This window comes from Alterluteimonas muca (assembly GCF_021191595.1).
GTDB lineage: Bacteria > Pseudomonadota > Gammaproteobacteria > Xanthomonadales > Xanthomonadaceae > Luteimonas > Luteimonas muca.
In genome coordinates this window covers 112020-128382 of record NZ_JAIWPS010000008.1, presented here as the reverse complement: position 1 = coordinate 128382, position 16363 = coordinate 112020, and the positions used below count along the sequence as shown (strand labels likewise).

Genomic DNA, 16363 nt, shown 5'->3' with positions numbered 1-16363 from the left:
CGACTGGCGGACGATGCTCAACGCGAGGACCGGCGGGCTGTGGGCGTGCCGGAGCGGCACGGCGCGAATGCTACCAGCCGCGCCCGTTAGAATTCCGCGATTCCTCCGCACAGGCGATTCCATGACCGCTCCCCTCCACGTCGTCATCCTTGCCGCGGGCGAGGGCAAGCGCATGCGCTCGGCGCTGCCCAAGGTGCTGCAGAAGGTCGCGGGGCGGCCGATGCTCACGCATGTGATCGCGACCGCGCGCGAGCTTGCGCCGGCAGCGATCCACGTCGTCTACGGCCACGGTGGCGACCAGGTGCGCGCAGCACTCGGCGACCAGACCGACCTGCTGTGGGCCGAGCAGCGGGAGCGGCTGGGCACGGGGCATGCCGTGCAGCAGGCCTTGGGCGAGGTGCCGGATGGCGCCGAGGTGGTGGTGCTGTATGGCGACGTGCCGCTGATCACCGCGGCGACGCTGCAGCGGCTGCTCACCGGCGAGCGCGGCTCGCGGCTGGCGGTGCTGGTGGCCGAACTCGACGACCCGCGCGGCTACGGCCGCGTGGTGCGCGATTCCGAGGGCCATGTCGCGGCCATCGTCGAACACAAGGATGCCGACGAGGAACAGCGCCGCATCCGCCTGGTCAACACCGGCATCGTTGCCGCCGAAGCCACCGCGCTCAAGCGCTGGCTGGGCGCACTGTCCAACGACAACGCGCAGGGCGAGTACTACCTCACCGACATCTTCGCGATGGCCGCCGACGAGTTCGCGCCCGCCGACATCGTGATGGTCGACGATCCGGTGGAAGCCGAGGGCGCCAACGACCCCTGGCAGCTCGCGCAGCTCGAACGCGCGTTCCAGCAGCGCGCGGTGCGGGCACTGTGCGCACAGGGTGCACGCTTCGCCGATCCCGCACGCGTGGACGTCCGCGGCGAGGTGGTGCTCGGCACCGATGTCGAGTTCGATGTCGACGTGATCCTGGAAGGGCGTGTCGAACTGGGTGATGGCGTGCGCATCGGCCCGTTCTGCCGGTTGAAGGACGTGACGCTGTGTGGCGGCACCGAGGTGCGTGCGCACTGCGACCTCGATGGCGTGCGCGCGGAAGGTTCGGTCACCATCGGCCCGTTCGCGCGGCTGCGGCCCGGTACCGTGCTTGCCGACGGCGCGCACATCGGCAACTTCGTCGAGACCAAGAACACCACGATCGGCGTGGCGAGCAAGGCCAACCACCTCACCTATCTCGGCGATGCCGACGTGGGCGCGTCGGTGAACATCGGCGCGGGCACGATCACCTGCAACTACGACGGCGTGAACAAGCACCGCACGGTGATCGGCGACGGCGCGTTCATCGGCTCCAATGCATCGCTGGTGGCGCCGGTGACCATCGGCGCTGGCGCGACCACGGCGGCCGGTTCGGCGATCACCGCGGACGTACCGGAGGACAGGCTCGCGGTCGCGCGCGCGCGGCAGACGGTGATCGAAGGCTGGGTGCGGCCGAAGAAGAAGTAGGGGCTGGAAACCTGGAAGAAGCGTTGCAAACCCTTCTCCCGCGCGCGGGAGATGGTGCCCCGCCAAGGGGCGGATGAGGGGGTTGGCTGCGGCGTTTCCCCTCACCCCACCACCTGCGTTGCAGGTGGTCCCCCCCTCTCCCGCAGGCGGGAGAGGGACGTCGGTGGCGGCCGTGGGCCGCGGTTCTCTATTGGGGGATGGTGAGGCTGACGGCGAGGCCGCCGCCGTCGCGGTTCTGCAACGCGATGCGGCCGCCATGCGCTTCGCAGATCTCGCGCGCCAGCGCGAGGCCCAGGCCGGTGCCGTTGCGCTTGGTCGAGTAGAACGGCAGCAGCGCGTTCGCCAGCACCGCATCGTTCATGCCGCTGCCGCGGTCGAGCACTTCGATGCGCCAGGCATCGGGCAGCCGGCGCAGCGCCAGCCGCACGTCCTGCGCCGATGAGCCCGATTCGTGTGCGTTGCGCAGCAGGTTGATCAGGCATTGCTCCATCTGCGCGGTATCGAAGCGTGCATTGCCGTCGCGGGTGCCGTCGAAGCCGAAGGCCACCTGGTCGCGCAGGCGCTCGATGAAGCGCTCCCACTCCACCGTTTCCAGCCGTGGTGCGGGCAGCTTGGCGAAGCGCGCATAGTCGCGGATGAAACCCTCGAGGTGGCGTGCGCGTTCCTCGATGGTGGCCAGCGCCGCCGGCAGCCGTTCGGCCTGGCCGCGGCGCAGCAGTTCGGCACCGGAGTGCGCGAGCGAGGCGATCGGCGCCAGCGAGTTATTGAGCTCGTGGCTGATCACCCGGATCACCTTCTTCCAGGTCTGCACCTCCTGCCGGCGCAGTTCGGCCGTGAGCAGGCGCAGCAGCACCAGTTCGTGGCGGCGGCCGTTGAGGCGGAACACGCGCCGCGACAGATGGTAGATGTCCTCCTGGTCCTCGCCGTCGCCGACGCTGAACATGCCGTCGCCGCCGCGCGCGAGCGCCTCGCGCAGCGCAGCCGGCGCGGCCGCGATGACGGCATCGAAATCCTGGCCCTCCAGGCGGCTTCCGCCACCGAGCAGCTTGCGCGCGGCCAGGTTGCCGAGCACCACGCGGCGCACCGGGTCGAGCAGCACCATCGCCACCGGCGTGTTCTGCACGATGGTGTCGAGCAGCAGTTCGCGCTGGACGAGGGTGTTGCGCTGCTCGCGCAGCACGTCGCCGAGGCGGTTGTGGGCATCGACCAGCTCGGCCAGCTCGCCGCGGCCGTCCCAGCGGATGCCGAAGCTGTAGTCGCCATCGCGATAGGCGGTGACCGCGCCGGCCAGCGCCCGGAACAGCGCACGCACGGGGTCGAGCAGGCGCCGTACCTGCCAGACCAGCAGCGGCAGCAGCAGTGCGGCCGCGGCCAGCACCGCGGCCCACGGCAGCAGCCAGCGGGTCAGCCAGCTGCCCAGCAACGCGCACGCGATGGCGAACAGCGCCGCCAGCGCGGTCAGGCGGACGCTTATCGGCAGCCGCGGAAGCAGCATCAGCCCGGGCGCAGGCCGAGCTTGTCCATGCGCCGGTACAGCGCCTGCCGCGAAATCCCGAGTTCGGCGGCGGCCTGGGCGAGCACGCCACCGGCACGCTCGATCGCCGCCTCGATCTGCGTGCGATCCGGGTCCACGGCCGCAACCGCGGCAGGTGCGGCATCCGGCAGCCCCAGCGCGGCGGCGCCGATATCGTCCCCGGCCGACAGCAGCGCGGCACGCTGCACCACGTTGCGCAGCTCGCGGACATTGCCCGGCCAGCGGTGGCGCAGCAGCACCTGCTGGGCATCGCGGCGCAGGCGCCTGCCGGCCGGCAGGAAGTGCCGGGCCAGCGGCAGGATGTCGTCCGGCCGCTCGGCCAGCGGCGGCAGCGCCAGTTCGATCGCGTTGAGGCGGTAGTAGAGGTCCTCGCGGAACCGGCCCGAGGCGATCAGCGCCGGCAGGTCGGCGTTGGTGGCGCTGACCACGCGCACCCGCACCTGGCGCTCGCGGTTGGACCCGAGGCGCTCGAAACGGCCCGTTTCCAGCACCCGCAGCAGCTTCATCTGCCCGGCCAGCGGCAGGTTGCCGATCTCGTCGAGGAACAGCGTGCCGCGGTCGGCGGCCTCGAACTTGCCTTCGCGCGCGCGGTTGGCGCCGGTGTAGGCACCGGCGTCGGCACCGAACAGCTCCGCCTCGATCAGTTCCGCCGGCAGCGCGCCACAGTTGAGCGCCACGAACGGGCCATCGCGCACCGCCGAGTTGGCGTGGATGATCTGCGCGATCTTCTCCTTGCCCACGCCATTGGGCCCGGTCACCAGCACCGGCAGCTCCGAACGCGCCACCTGCACCGCGAGCGCCAGCACGCGTTCGGTGCTGGCATCGGCCCACACCACGCCGCACAGATCGTGGCCCTGTTCGAGCGCGTGGCGCTCGCGCTGCTCGCGTGCACGCCGTCGCCCCAGCTCGCGGCGGCTGGCCGACAGCTCCAGCAGGTTGCCGACGGTGGTCACCAGCTTGTGGTCGTCCCACGGCTTGGCCACGTAGTCGGCGGCGCCGGCCTTGATCAGTTCGACCGCGGATTCCAGGTGTGTCCATGCGGTCAGCAGCACCACCGGCAGCTGCGGGTGTCGTGCATGGATCTGCGCGAACAGCGCGGTGCCCTCGTCACCGGAGGTGGTGTCGGCGCGGAAGTTCATGTCCTGGATCACCAGGTCGATCTCGCCGCTCTCCAGTGCCGCCAGCCCGGCCTCCGGGGACTCGGCATGCATGGTGCGGATGTCGTGCAGCGACAACAGCACGTCCAGCGCGATGGCCACGGCCGGGTTGTCGTCGATGATCAGGACGGTGGACATCGCAGGGGCCGGCGGCGAACGGTGATCGAAGCTTATCGGCATGGGCACACGCGTGCGCTCAGGCGCTGCGGGTGGCGATCGCAGGCGGCACCCGCGCCGCACGGCGCGCAGGTCCGGAGGCCGCGTACAGGCCGAGCAGCCACAGCAGCAGCGCGGCCAGCGGCAGGTAGGCTAGTGGCAGGCGCGCCATCGCATGCGCCTGCATCAGCCACTGGTTGATCGCATAGGCCGCCACCAGGCCCGGTACCAGGCCCATGCCGACCACGACGGCGTTCTCGGCGAGGCAGTGGCCGATGATGTCGGCGCGGCTGGCGCCGAGTGCGCGGCGGATGCCGATCAGCCGCAGCCGCGTTTCCACCCAGTACGCCGAGAGACCGCCGATGCCGATGCCGGTCACCGCCAGGATCACCGCGATCACCGTGCCGAACAGCCAGGCCGCGGCGCGCCGGGAGCGGAACGCGGCATCGCGCAGCGCCTCGTAACTGTCGACCCGCACCGGCACGCCGGCCAGCATCAGCGCGCCGTACTCGTTCTCGAGCATCGCGGGGAGCGCGTCTGCCACCGCATCGCGACGCTGCGGATCCACCCGCACCGCGTAGTTGAGCACCGGCACCGACACGATCTGCGCCGGCAGCAGGATCGAGTACTGCGCACGGCCGTCGTCGAGCTCGTCGAGCTGGTAGCGCAGCAGGCGGCGGACCACGCCCACCACCACCAGGTGACGCCCGCCGTCGGTCTGTTCCAGCCGTCCGCCCAGTGCATCGCCATCGGGAAACCACAACCGCGCCAGCGCTTCGGTCAGGATCACCGGGGTGCCCGCGGGGACGTCGACGCCGCCGGAGGCGAGGTCGACGCGGAAGCCTTCGCCCGGCTCGAAGTCGCGGCCCTGCACGAGGTCCAAGCCGAGCGCCTCGCGCAGGCCTTCGCCGGCAAAGCCGCTCGCGACCACGCTCTCGCCACCGGGCCCGCGCAGCGACAGGGTGAAGGTCATCGACTGCTTCATCGGCAGCCCGAGCGCGGGCGCTGCCGCCTCCACGCCGGGAATGCCATCGATCAGCGCGGTGACCGCATCGATCTGCGCCGCCGTCCAGCTGCCCTGTCGCGCGACCATCTGGTCGACCAGCAGCAGGCGGTCGCGGGCGATGCCGTCGTCGGCCAGCAGCGGCGTGACCTGCCGCTGCAGCAGGAACACCGCATTGGCGAGGATCGCCACCGCGACCGCCACCTGGACGGCGACCAGCCAGGGCATCAACGGGCGCCGGCGCAGGGCCGACACGATCGGGCGCAGGGGCAGGCGCATGCTCACCTCAGGGACTCTTGATCTGCAGGACGGGTTCGATGCGTGCCGCACGCAGCGCCGGCACCAGCCCGACCAGCAGGCCGGTGCCGATGGCCAGCGCCAGCAGCAGCGCGAACAGCCGCGGTTCGAAGCGCGCGAGGTCGGTATAGCCATGGTCCTGCAGACGGATCACCCACAGCCCGAACAGCGTCAGCGGCCAGGCCAGCAGACCGCCCAGGGTGCCGGCCGCGAGCGCCTCGACCAGGCACTGCACCAGCACCGAGCGGCGTGGCGCGCCCAGCACGCGGCGCACGCCCAGCTCGCTGCCGCGGCGCAGGAAGCGCGCCGCCAGCAATCCCGCGACATTGACCATGCACAGTGCCAGCAGGCCCACCGCGAGCCAGAGGTACAGGCGCACGCTGTCGGGCACCACGCGGTTGGCGGCAAGCCACGCCGGCACGCTGTCGAGGCGGCTGGCCGCCGGGCGCTCGAACACCCCGGCGGCGTGGCGCGAGCGCGCATAGCCGGCCAGCGCATCGGCGTAGGCCGCGCGGGTGGATTCGTCCGGCAGCTCCGCCCACAACGCCAGCCAGCGGCAGGCGCCGAGATCGATCGAATCGAAGCCAAAACCGCCGACACCGCGGCCATCGCAGTCGCGCGTGGCCATCGGCGCGACACCGGCATCGAGCGCGGCATGCAGCGGCAGGAACAGCGACTCCGAACGTTCGCTCCACACCGCCTGCCCGGCCTGCAGAAAATGGAAACGTGGCCGCGGCGCCCATGCGCCGGCCACCCCGATCACCCGGAACAGCGTGCTGCCGATGCGCAGGTCGCGGCCGACGGCGTCGATGTCGCCAAACAGTGCGCGCGCGGTGGCGTCGCCGATCACCGCCACCGGCACGCGGTCCTGCTCCTCGGCCGCGGTCCAGTAGCGGCCGCGCAGCAGCGGCACCCCGAACATCGACGGCATCGGGCCCAGCGCCAGCACCGCCACGGTGGTGTCGCTGCGGTCGCCATCGCCGGGCTGCACGGTGACCGGTGTCGATACCAGCGCGGTCTGCCGCACCGCCGGCTGCAGGTCCATCAATGCCTGCGCGTCGGCGAGCTTCCACAGAAACGGTGGCGCATCGGCATCGGGTTCGGCCGCCGACGCACTGGTGGGCGCGGCGCGCGAGTCCACCCAGGCCAGGTGCAGCCGCTCGCTGATGCCCGGCAGCGGATCGGCCGACAGCATTGCCAGCAGCGTCAACATGCTCATCACCGCGGCCAGCCCGAGGCCGAGCAGGATCACGGTGAGGAGCATGGTGCGCGGGTGGCGAAGCAGGCCGCGCAGGCCGAGCTCCACCGCGTAACGGGCGGCGCTGGCCATCAGGCGCCGCGCGTCGCGACGGCCGGCGGCACCAGTGCCGCGCGCCGCGCCGGCCCGTAGACCGCGACCTGTCCAAGCAGCCAAAGCACCACGGCGCCGATCGGCAGGTAGAACAGCGGCAGCCGCGGCAGCTCGTAGCGCTGCATCAGCAGCTGGTTGAGCGCGTAGGCCAGCAGCATGCCGATGACGATGCCGATGGTGGCCAGCAGGAAGTTCTCGGTCTGGAAGTAACGCAGGATCTGCCCGCGGGTGGCGCCGAGCGCACGGCGGATGCCGATCTGGCGGCTGCGCTGCTGCACCCAGAAACTGGCCAGCCCGACGATGCCCAGCGCGGTCACCACCAGCAGCGCCACGCTCACCGCCACCAGCATCCACGCCATCGCGCGGTCCTGGCGGTAGTAGCGGTCGCGCATGCTTTCCAGCGTGCGCGCCTGTTCGGCATCGACGATGCGCGTGGGGCCCTGTGCGATCAGCGCCTCGCGCGCCTGCTCCAGCACCGCGTCGCGCTGTGCGGGATCGTTCACGCGCACGAGATAGCTGCCGCTCGAATAGGGCACCCGGCCCGGCAGGAGCACCGACTCGCCGTAACTCGCGGCCGAACCGGAATCGTTCGGCTTCACCAGGCGTTCGACGATGCCGATGACCCGGCTGGGCTCCTCGCCCCAGATGTAGAGCGGCTTGCCGAGCGCGTCGCCTGCCGGGAACAGCCGCTCCGCGGTGGCCCGGGTGAGGATCACCGCCGGGAAGTGCACCGCGCCTTCGGCGCGCATGCGGCCGAAGTCACCGACCTCGTCGCGGGTGAAGTTGCGCCCGGCCACGAGCTCGAGACCCATCGTGTCGATGAAGTGCTCGTCGCCGATGTAGTTCGACGCGTTCATGGTCTCGCCGCGCTGGTCGGGAGTCATGCGCACGCTGCTGTTCCAGTTCGAGTTGCCGAACGGCACCTGCACGCTGATGGTGGCGTTGGCCACGCCGGGCACTGCGCGCAGTGCGGCGAGATCGGTCTGAGTCACCGCATCGGCACTGGTGTCGGTCGCCAGGCCGCGCGCCTGCAGGGTGACCACGTGCTGCTCGTCGACGCCGGTGGGGCGGTCGATGCGCTCGAGCCGCCCGGCGATCAGGAACAGCGCGTTGCACACGATCGCGCACGACAGCGCGATCTCGAACACGATCAGCGCGGCGGCGGTCTTGTGCCGCGACAGGGTGGAGAGGATCGGACGGAGTTCCATGGCGGAGGTCTCTTCGCGTGCGGAGCGTTACTGGGATTTGAGCTGGATGGCAGGCGTGACCTGCATCGCGCGCCACGCCGGCAGCACGCCGGCCAGCAGGCTCGCGAACAGCGCCATCGCAAAGGTCACCAGCAGCATGGTCGGGTCCATGCGTGCCAGTTCGGCGTAATCGGCGGGTTGCCGGCGCACGGCCCACAGGCCCAGCAGCGCCAGCGCCAGGCCCAGCGCGCCGCCGGCCAGCCCCACCGTGCCGGCCTCCACCAGGCACTGCATGAAGATCGAGCGGCGGCTGGCGCCGAGCGCGCGGCGCACGCCGATCTCGCCACCGCGGCGCATGAACTTGGCCAGCAGCAGGCCGACGGTGTTGAGCAGGCACACGGCGAGGAACCCGAAGGCCAGCCACACCTGCAGGCGCACGTCGGACGGCACCACCTCGCGTTCGGCCAGCCACGCCATGACCGGCGTCAGCGCGTTGTTGTCCGGCCGCTCGAAGCGGCCCGCCTGGCGCTGCTGCGCGCTGTAGTTGTCCAGGTAGGCGCGGTACGTGGCGGCCCTGGCGGGGGTGCCGAGTTCCACCCAGTACTGCACCCAGGTGCACGGGGCATCGGGGCCGGTGGAGCCTTCCTCGCCGGTGGGCTCGGCCCAGCAGTTCATGCTGCCCTGCACGGGCAGGCGCAGGTCGCGCGCGGTGGAGAACGGCAGGTGCACGTCCTCGGCTTCGGTGAACTCGCCGGAGATCAGGTCGTAGAAGCGCGGGGCGGGCCGCCAGTCGTCGAGCACCCCGACCACCCGGAAGTCGGTGCGCCCCAGGCGCAGGGTGCGACCGGTGGGGTCGGTGTCGCCGAACAGGCGCTCGGCCATCGCCCCCGAGATCACCGCAACGCGCGCGCGCGCCTCGTCGTCGCCGCGCTGCCAGCCGCTGCCATGCCGGAACGGGGTATCGAACATCGCGAAGAAGTCGGCCGAGGTGTAGCGCGCCTGCAGCACGAACGGGGTCAGGCCTTCGGCGTCGGGCTCCACCGCCACCGAGCCCGCGGACATCAACGCCTGGCGGTCGCCGCGTGCCTCGCGCAGCAGCGCCTCGGCATCGAAGCGGGTCATCTGCTCGGCGGGTTCGTCGCCGGGGGTGAAGCCGTCCAGCGTGCCCGGATCCATGCGCACGTAGAACAGCTGGTCGCTCTTGTGCGGGATGGGATCGCCCGACAGCACGCGGAACACGGTCAGCGTGGTCACGCTGGCGCCGATGCCCAGTGCGATCGCCAGCACCATCAGCGCGGTCAGCGCGCGGTTGCGGCGGAAGCTGCGCAGCGCGAGGTTGAAGTAGTAGCCGAACATGGCGGTGGTTCCGTGATCGGTCGCAGCGCGGGAAGGGCGCCGCGTCCTGGTGGATGGATCCGTGCGTTCGCAGTCGTCCGCGCGTTACACGGCGCCGGCGACGGCGGACTCGCGGCGCACCAGCCCGGGTTCGCTGGCCAGGTCGGTGGCCATGCCATCGACGATGTGCACGTTGCGCTGCGCACGTGCCGCGAGTTCCGGGTCGTGGGTCACCATCACGATGGTGGTGCCCTGCTGGTGGATGTCCTCCAGCAGTTCCATCACGCTGCGCGCCATCTGCGAGTCGAGGTTGCCGGTCGGTTCGTCGGCCAGCAGCAGGCGCGGGCTGCCGGCCAGCGCGCGGGCGATCGCCACGCGCTGCTGCTGGCCGCCGGAAAGTTCCGCCGGGTAGTGCTTCATCCGCGAGCCCAGCCCGACCATGCCCAGCGCATCCTCGATCCGCAGCCGGCGTTCGGACGCCGGCATGCCGCGGTAGCGCAGCGGCACGTCGACGTTGTCGAACAGGTTGAGGTCGGGGATCAGGTTGAAGCCCTGGAAGATGAAGCCGATCTTCTCGTTGCGCAGGCGCGAGCGTGCGTTGTCGTTGAGCCCTTTCACGTCGACGCCGTCGAGGTGGTACTCGCCGCCGGTGAAGCTCTCCAGCAGGCCGGCGATGTTGAGGAACGTGGTCTTGCCCGAGCCCGAGGGCCCGGTAACCGCGACGAACTCGCCTTCGCGCACATGCAGGTCGAGCGCGCGCAGGGCATGGGTTTCGACGAGCTCGGTGCGGTAGACCTTGGAGACGGCTTGCATGTGCAGCATGGGAACACTCCGGAAACGGCGGGCGGCCGGTCAGCCGTGGATGCGGAAGTCGGTGGACGCCAGCGGCGCCGGTGCGTAGCGGCGCGTGCCCTGGCGCAGGACGCGTGGACGGTGCGCGGCGCCGGCGATGCCGGCCAGCAGGTCGAGCCGGTGCAGACGCTGCGGCACCGCATCGGCCAGCTGGTGCGGATTCCAGTGCACGACGAAGGGGAAGCAGGCGTTCGTGGACTGCGGCAGGGCGGGGGCAGGTGCGTTCATGTCACTCTCCGGAAAGGCGGATGCGTTCGGCGTTGTCGAACAGTTCGCTGCCGGCGACGACCACGCGTTCGCCGGGTTCCAGGCCGGACACGATCTCCACCGCGCCCAGGCTGCTGGCGCCGGCCTGGATCGGGCGCCGTACCGCGGCACCGCCCTGCACGACATAGGCGTGGCGGCCACCGAGCTGGTCGAGGAAGGGGCCGCGCTCGACCATCACCACGTCGGGGCGGGTATCGAGCACGATGCGCGCGGTCAGGCGCTGGTTCTGGCGCAGGCCCGGCGGCTGCGCGTCGCTGAAGCGCACCCGCGCCGAGACCTCGCCATTCACCACCTCGGGCGAGACCGCCGATACGGCCGCGGCATACACCTCGCTGCCGGAGCGGATCTCGGCCGGGATGCCGATGGCCAGGTCGCGGGCGAAGCTTTCCGGCACCCGGACCTCCACCTCGAACACCGACAGGTCGACCACGCCCAGCACCGGCGCGTTGGCGGCGACATTGGTGTGCTGCGCGACCTGCACCTGGCCGACCTGGCCGTCGAACGGCGCGCGCAGCGTCAGCGCCTCCACCTGCCGGCGCGCCTCGTCCACCACCGCACGCTGGCGATCGGCCAGCAGTTGCCGGTTGCGCGCATCCAGGCCCGCGCCCTGGCCCTGCAGGCCGGCGTCCTCGCGCGCGGAGGCGAGGCCGATGTCGGTCTTCTTCAGGGTGTCCTCGGCCTTGGCCAGTTCGACCTGGGCGACGACCCCGGCATCGAACGCGCGCTGGTAGCGCTGCAGGTCGCGCTCGGCGGCGATGTGGTCGATCTGCGCCTGGTCGAGCAGCTTGCGCGCCTCTGCGCGGGCGATGCGCGCATCCAGCGTCGCGCGGTCGGCTTCGGCCTGCAGGCTGGCCAGCGTGGATTCCTCCTGCACCAGCCGGCTGCGCAGCTCGGGGCTGTCGATCTCGGCCAGCACCTGGCCGGCCTCGACGCGGTCGCCGGCGACGACCTTCAGCGTGACCGTGCCCCCGGCGATCGCGTAGAGGGTGGGGCTGTTGGCGGCGATCACCCGCCCTTCGGCGGTGAGGTCGCGCACCAGGTCGCCGCGGGTGACCTCGGCAATGCGCAGGCGCGAGGCGTCGTACGACCGCGCCCCATCGCCCCAGGACGCCACCACCCAGCCGGCGACCGCCAGCACCGCGATGCCGGCCACGCCCGGCCACAGCCAGCGGCGGACGGCGGGCAGGCGCCGCGCCTCGTCGCGGGGCGCGTCCTGGGCGGAGGTGTCACGGATGGGCGGGGGGCGGGACATGGGCGGACCGGAGCGGTGGGTGCCCAGCAGGTAAGCAGATGCCGTGCCAACTGCTATGTGTATGTTCTGAAAGGGAAATCAGGCGAATATGCGGCTGTCCGACTCGCAGGTCCGGACGTCCGCGGTGTCCGCTCCAGGGCGCACGGAAGAAGGCGGCACAGGCCGGCTGGCCTACAATGCGCGCCCTATCGAAGGAGTCAGTCCATGTGTGGAATCGTCGGTGCCATTGCCAGTCGTGATGTCGTGCCGGTCCTCGTCGAGGGCCTGAAGCGGCTGGAATATCGCGGCTACGATTCCGCCGGCATTGCGGTGATCGATGGCGACGTGGTGCGCCGCGTGCGCCGCACCGGCCGCGTGGCCGAGATGGCCGGCGCCGCGGAGGCTGAAGGTTTCAGTTCCACGCTCGGCATCGGCCACACGCGCTGGGCCACCCATGGCGGGGTCACCGAATCCAACGCGCATCCCCATGTCAGCCATGGCGTGGCACTGGTGCACAACGGCATCATCGAAAACCACGAACAGCAGCGCGAGCGGCTCGTGGAGCTCGGCTACAGCTTCGAATCGCAGACCGATACCGAGGTCATCGCCCACCTGATCCACCATCACCTCGACCGGGGCCTGGAACTGCTGGCCGCCGTGCAGGCCGCCACCCGCGAGCTCGATGGCGCCTATGCGCTGGCGGTGATCAGCCGCGACGCGCCCGACACCATGGTCTGCGCACGCATGGGCTGCCCGCTGCTGGTGGGCCTGGGCGAGGGCGAGAACTTCATCGCCTCCGACGTGTCGGCGATCATCCAGGCCACGCGCCGGGTGCTGTTCCTCGAGGAAGGCGATACCGCGCGCGTCACCCGCGACGGCGTCGAGGTCTTCGACGGCGAAGGCGCACCGGTGCAGCGCGACGAGCACCTGTCCGACGTGTCGCTGGCGTCGCTGGAACTCGGGCCGTACCGCCACTTCATGCAGAAGGAGATCCACGAGCAGCCGCGAGCGGTCGCCGACACCATGGAGGCGATCATCGACGCCGCGACGTTCGAGCCGACGCTGTTCGGTGCCGATGCCGCCGACGTGTTCGCCGGCGTGGAAGGCGTGCAGATCCTCGCCTGCGGCACCAGCTACTACGCGGGTTCAGTTGCGCGTTACTGGATCGAGGCGATCGCGGGCCTGCCGTGCTCGGTCGAGATCGCCAGCGAATACCGCTACCGCAAGGCGGTGGCGAACCCGAAGCACCTGATCGTCACCATCTCGCAGTCGGGCGAAACGCTCGACACGATGGAGGCGTTGAAGTACGCGAAGTCACTGGGCCACGAGCGCACGCTGTCGATCTGCAACGTGCCCGAAAGCGCGATCCCGCGCGCCAGCCGGCTGGTGTTCTATACCCGCGCCGGCGCCGAGATCGGCGTCGCCTCGACCAAGGCCTTCACCACCCAGCTGGTCGGCCTGTTCGCACTGGCGGCGACGCTTGCAAAGCTCAACGGCAATCTGTCCGCGGAAGAAGAGGCGGGCCACATCGAATCGCTGCGACACCTGCCGGGAAGCGTGCAGCACGCACTGAACCTGGAGCCGCAGATCGCCGGCTGGGCGGAACGCTTCGCCTCGAAGGCGAACGCGCTGTTCCTCGGTCGCGGCGTGCACTACCCGATCGCCCTCGAGGGTGCGCTCAAGCTCAAGGAAATCTCCTACATCCACGCCGAGGCCTATCCGGCCGGCGAGCTCAAGCACGGCCCGCTGGCGCTGGTGGATGCGGAGATGCCGGTGGTGGTGATCGCGCCGAAGGACGGGCTGCTGGAGAAGGTGAAGTCGAACATGCAGGAAGTGCGCGCGCGCGGCGGCGAGCTGTTCGTGTTCACCGATGCCGACAGCAATTTCGGGCCGAGCGAGGGCGTGCACGTGATCCGCACCCCGCGCCACGTCGGCGTGCTGAGCCCGATCGTGCACACCATCCCGGTGCAGCTGCTGGCCTATCACACCGCGCTGGCGCGCGGCACCGACGTCGACAAGCCACGCAACCTCGCCAAGAGCGTCACCGTCGAGTAGGCGCCGGGTGCCGAGGACCTAGGCGCCGGTGGCGGGCGCTGCCACGGTGTCATGGCGCGCGCCGGGCGAAGGTGCGGCCCGGGCGGCACCTTCGATCGATGCGAGCAGGTCGACCAGCATCGGCATCGCCACCGGCTTGACCAGGTGATGGTCGAAGCCGGAGGCGAACGCACGCTCGCGGTCCTGGGCCTGGCCCCAGCCGGTCAGCGCGATCAGGGGCGTGCGGACCCCGTGCCTGCGCAGGGCGCGCGCGACCTCGTAGCCGCTGAGGTGCGGCATGCCGATATCGAGGATCGCGACATGCGGATCGACCGTGTCGAACCGGGCCAGGGCGTCGCCGCCGTTGTCGAACAGGTGCACTTCGGCGCCCGACAGCCGCAGCGCCTCGGCGAGGCTGCCGCCGACGTCGGCGTCGTCGTCGGCGAGCAGGACGCGCAACCCGAGCCGGGTGGTATCGGGGTCATCGGACGGAAATGACGGGCTCGCGCCGGTGCCCTGCAGCGGCAGGACCAGGCTGAAGGTGCTGCCCGTGCCGGGCCCGTCGCTGACCGCGTCCAGCGAACCGCCATGCAGCACCGCCAGCCGCCGCGCCAGCGCCAGGCCGATACCGAGCCCGCCCTGGTGGGACGCGCGCGTGTGTTCGCCGCGGCTGAACATCTCGAACAGCCGCGGGATCTCCGCCTGCTCCATGCCCACGCCGGAATCGATCACCGACAGCGTCAGCTCGTCGCCGGCCACGCGTGCGCGCAGCACGATGCTGCCGCCCGGGGCCGAATACCTGGCCGCGTTGTTGAGCAGGTTGCCGAGGATCTGCGCCATGCGAACGCGGTCGCCATGCACGACGACCGGCATTGCAGGCAGGTCGAGCACAAGACTGTGCTGGCCGGCATCGATCACCGGTCGCGACGCCTCGACCGCGCTGTCGACGACCTCGGCAAGCAGCACCGGCTCCACCTGCAGCGACAGCGTGCCGCGGGTGATGCGCGAGACCTCCATGAGGTCGTCGACCAGCCGCACCAGGTGGTCGACCTGGCGTTCCATCATCGAATGGATGCGTGCCTGCTGGCCGCCCGGCTCGGTGCTCGCGCGCAGGATTTCCAGCCCGTAGCGCATCGGCGCCAGCGGGTTGCGCAGCTCGTGCGACAGCGTGGCCAGGAAGTGGTCCTTGGCGCGGTCGGCCTCGGCGAGGCGCTGCGCATGCTCGTGGATGATCTGCTCGGCCGCCTGGCGTTCGGTGATGTCGCGGGTGGTGCCGGCAACCGCCACCACCGCGCCCGACGCATCGAACACCGGCGCGAAGATGTAGTCGTAGATGCGCCGGCCGTTGGTGCCGGTGAACGGGATCTCGCCGCGGATGGGCGCCCGCGTCGCGATCACCTCCGCGAGCTCGCGGTCGTGCAGGTCCGCGTGCCACTGCTCGTAGCCCAGGTCCAGCCAGGTCCTGCCGCGCACGTCGTCGACGCCCCAGACCCGCAGCAGCGCCTGGTTGGCGTAGATGGCGCGGTGATCGGTGCCGAACACGTAGACGAAGTCCGGGGTGTTGTCGAGCGCGGTCTCGTAGACGCGGCGCTGGTGTTCGGACTCCGCGGCCAGCCGCTCGCGGTCCTGTTCGGCAAGCACGCGCGCGGTGACGTCGCGGAAATACACCGAGATGCCCTCCGGTGCGGGATAGACGGTGACCTCGTACCAGCCCTCCAGCCCGGGGTAGAAACCCGTGAACGTGGTGGCGACGCGCTCATGCATGGTGCGGCGGTAGTGCTCGCTGAAGGCGGAGTTCCGGGAGCCGGGAAAGCGCTCCCAGATCACCGCGCCGACCAGCGAGCCGGGCTCCGCGCGCAGGATGCGGTGGGCTTCCGGATTGACGTAGCTGAAACGCCACTGGCGATCGAGGGTGAACACCCCTTCGGTCATCGCATCGAGGATGGCCATCGAACCGTGCCGGCGCCCGGTCGCCGCATCCTCGGACTGGTGGAGGATGTATTCCACGGCGCCGTCGTCGTCGAGCACCGGGGTGTTGACCACCAGCCAGTAGCGCTCCTCGAAGCGGCCGGTGGCGCGATCGGCGATGTCGAAGCGCTGCTCGTGATGGTCCGGCGCCCGGCTGCGGACCGCCCGCTCGAACGAGGCCTGCAGGGCTTCGATGCTTCCGCCCGACTGTTCCGACTCGGGAAACAGTTCGAACAACGGGCGCCCCACCACGTTGCCGGGATCCGACGACATCGCCTGCAGCGAGCGGCTCATCGCCACCACCGGGAAGCCGGGCGCCGCGCGCAGCACCGCGACATGGCCGGGCATGGTCTCGAAGACGCGTAGAAGGTCGTGCGGAGCCATGGACGTGTGGGATCCCCGGAAACGGATCAGCCTACGCGAGCACGCGTGCGCGGGCTGCTCACCCCCTTCGACGCGCCTGCAGCGTGGCGCATCGTCAGCGGCGTGGCCGGGCGTG

Annotated in this window: 12 protein-coding genes; 2 read left to right on the top strand and 10 right to left on the bottom strand. The window is 70.9% G+C overall.

Going from position 1 to position 16363, the window contains the following annotated elements; all coding sequences use genetic code 11:
• Window positions 1-121 precede the first annotated feature (121 nt).
• Complete coding sequence (gene glmU, locus LDO11_RS11485) at window positions 122-1492, top strand: bifunctional UDP-N-acetylglucosamine diphosphorylase/glucosamine-1-phosphate N-acetyltransferase GlmU (RefSeq protein ID WP_232141669.1); 1371 nt, start codon at window positions 122-124, stop codon at window positions 1490-1492.
• A 187-nt stretch (window positions 1493-1679) separates the two neighbouring features.
• On the opposite strand, the gene LDO11_RS11480 is transcribed toward glmU, so the two are convergent.
• From LDO11_RS11480 to LDO11_RS11440, 9 genes are all read right to left on the bottom strand, one after another.
• On the bottom strand, window positions 1680-2987 hold the full coding sequence (locus LDO11_RS11480; RefSeq protein ID WP_343226127.1) for a sensor histidine kinase: 1308 nt from the start codon (window positions 2985-2987) through the stop codon (window positions 1680-1682).
• On the bottom strand, window positions 2987-4321 hold the full coding sequence (locus tag LDO11_RS11475; protein WP_232141668.1) for a sigma-54-dependent transcriptional regulator: 1335 nt from the start codon (window positions 4319-4321) through the stop codon (window positions 2987-2989). Before LDO11_RS11475 ends, LDO11_RS11480 begins: the two co-directional genes overlap by 1 nt.
• Window positions 4322-4379: 58 nt before the next feature.
• A complete protein-coding gene (locus tag LDO11_RS11470; protein WP_232141699.1) occupies window positions 4380-5621 on the bottom strand; it encodes an ABC transporter permease in 1242 nt (413 codons plus the stop codon).
• Window positions 5622-5628: 7 nt separating this feature from the next.
• The gene (locus LDO11_RS11465) at window positions 5629-6969 is read right to left on the bottom strand and encodes an ABC transporter permease (RefSeq protein WP_232141667.1); all 1341 of its coding nucleotides are present in this window, start codon (window positions 6967-6969) and stop codon (window positions 5629-5631) included.
• Window positions 6969-8198: an ABC transporter permease gene (locus LDO11_RS11460; protein WP_232141666.1), complete on the bottom strand. Its 1230-nt coding sequence runs from the start codon at window positions 8196-8198 to the stop codon at window positions 6969-6971. The genes LDO11_RS11465 and LDO11_RS11460 overlap by 1 nt, the downstream gene beginning before the upstream one ends.
• Before the next feature lie 27 nt (window positions 8199-8225).
• The gene (locus tag LDO11_RS11455) at window positions 8226-9533 is read right to left on the bottom strand and encodes an ABC transporter permease (RefSeq protein ID WP_232141665.1); all 1308 of its coding nucleotides are present in this window, start codon (window positions 9531-9533) and stop codon (window positions 8226-8228) included.
• An 84-nt stretch (window positions 9534-9617) separates the two neighbouring features.
• Complete coding sequence (locus tag LDO11_RS11450) at window positions 9618-10334, bottom strand: ABC transporter ATP-binding protein (protein WP_232141664.1); 717 nt, start codon at window positions 10332-10334, stop codon at window positions 9618-9620.
• Window positions 10335-10364: 30 nt separating this feature from the next.
• On the bottom strand, window positions 10365-10592 hold the full coding sequence (locus LDO11_RS11445; protein ID WP_232141663.1) for a hypothetical protein: 228 nt from the start codon (window positions 10590-10592) through the stop codon (window positions 10365-10367).
• Window position 10593: 1 nt separating this feature from the next.
• Window positions 10594-11883 (bottom strand): efflux RND transporter periplasmic adaptor subunit, encoded by a 1290-nt coding sequence (locus tag LDO11_RS11440; RefSeq protein WP_232141662.1) that lies wholly within the window; start codon window positions 11881-11883, stop codon window positions 10594-10596.
• A gap of 204 nt (window positions 11884-12087) precedes the next feature.
• Here LDO11_RS11440 and glmS point away from each other — a divergent pair, with 204 nt between their 5' ends.
• Window positions 12088-13917: a glutamine--fructose-6-phosphate transaminase (isomerizing) gene (glmS, locus tag LDO11_RS11435; RefSeq protein ID WP_232141661.1), complete on the top strand. Its 1830-nt coding sequence runs from the start codon at window positions 12088-12090 to the stop codon at window positions 13915-13917.
• Window positions 13918-13935: 18 nt separating this feature from the next.
• Here glmS and LDO11_RS11430 read toward each other — a convergent pair whose 3' ends face one another.
• Complete coding sequence (locus LDO11_RS11430) at window positions 13936-16248, bottom strand: PAS domain-containing protein (RefSeq protein ID WP_232141660.1); 2313 nt, start codon at window positions 16246-16248, stop codon at window positions 13936-13938.
• Between the last annotated feature and the right edge of the window lie 115 nt (window positions 16249-16363).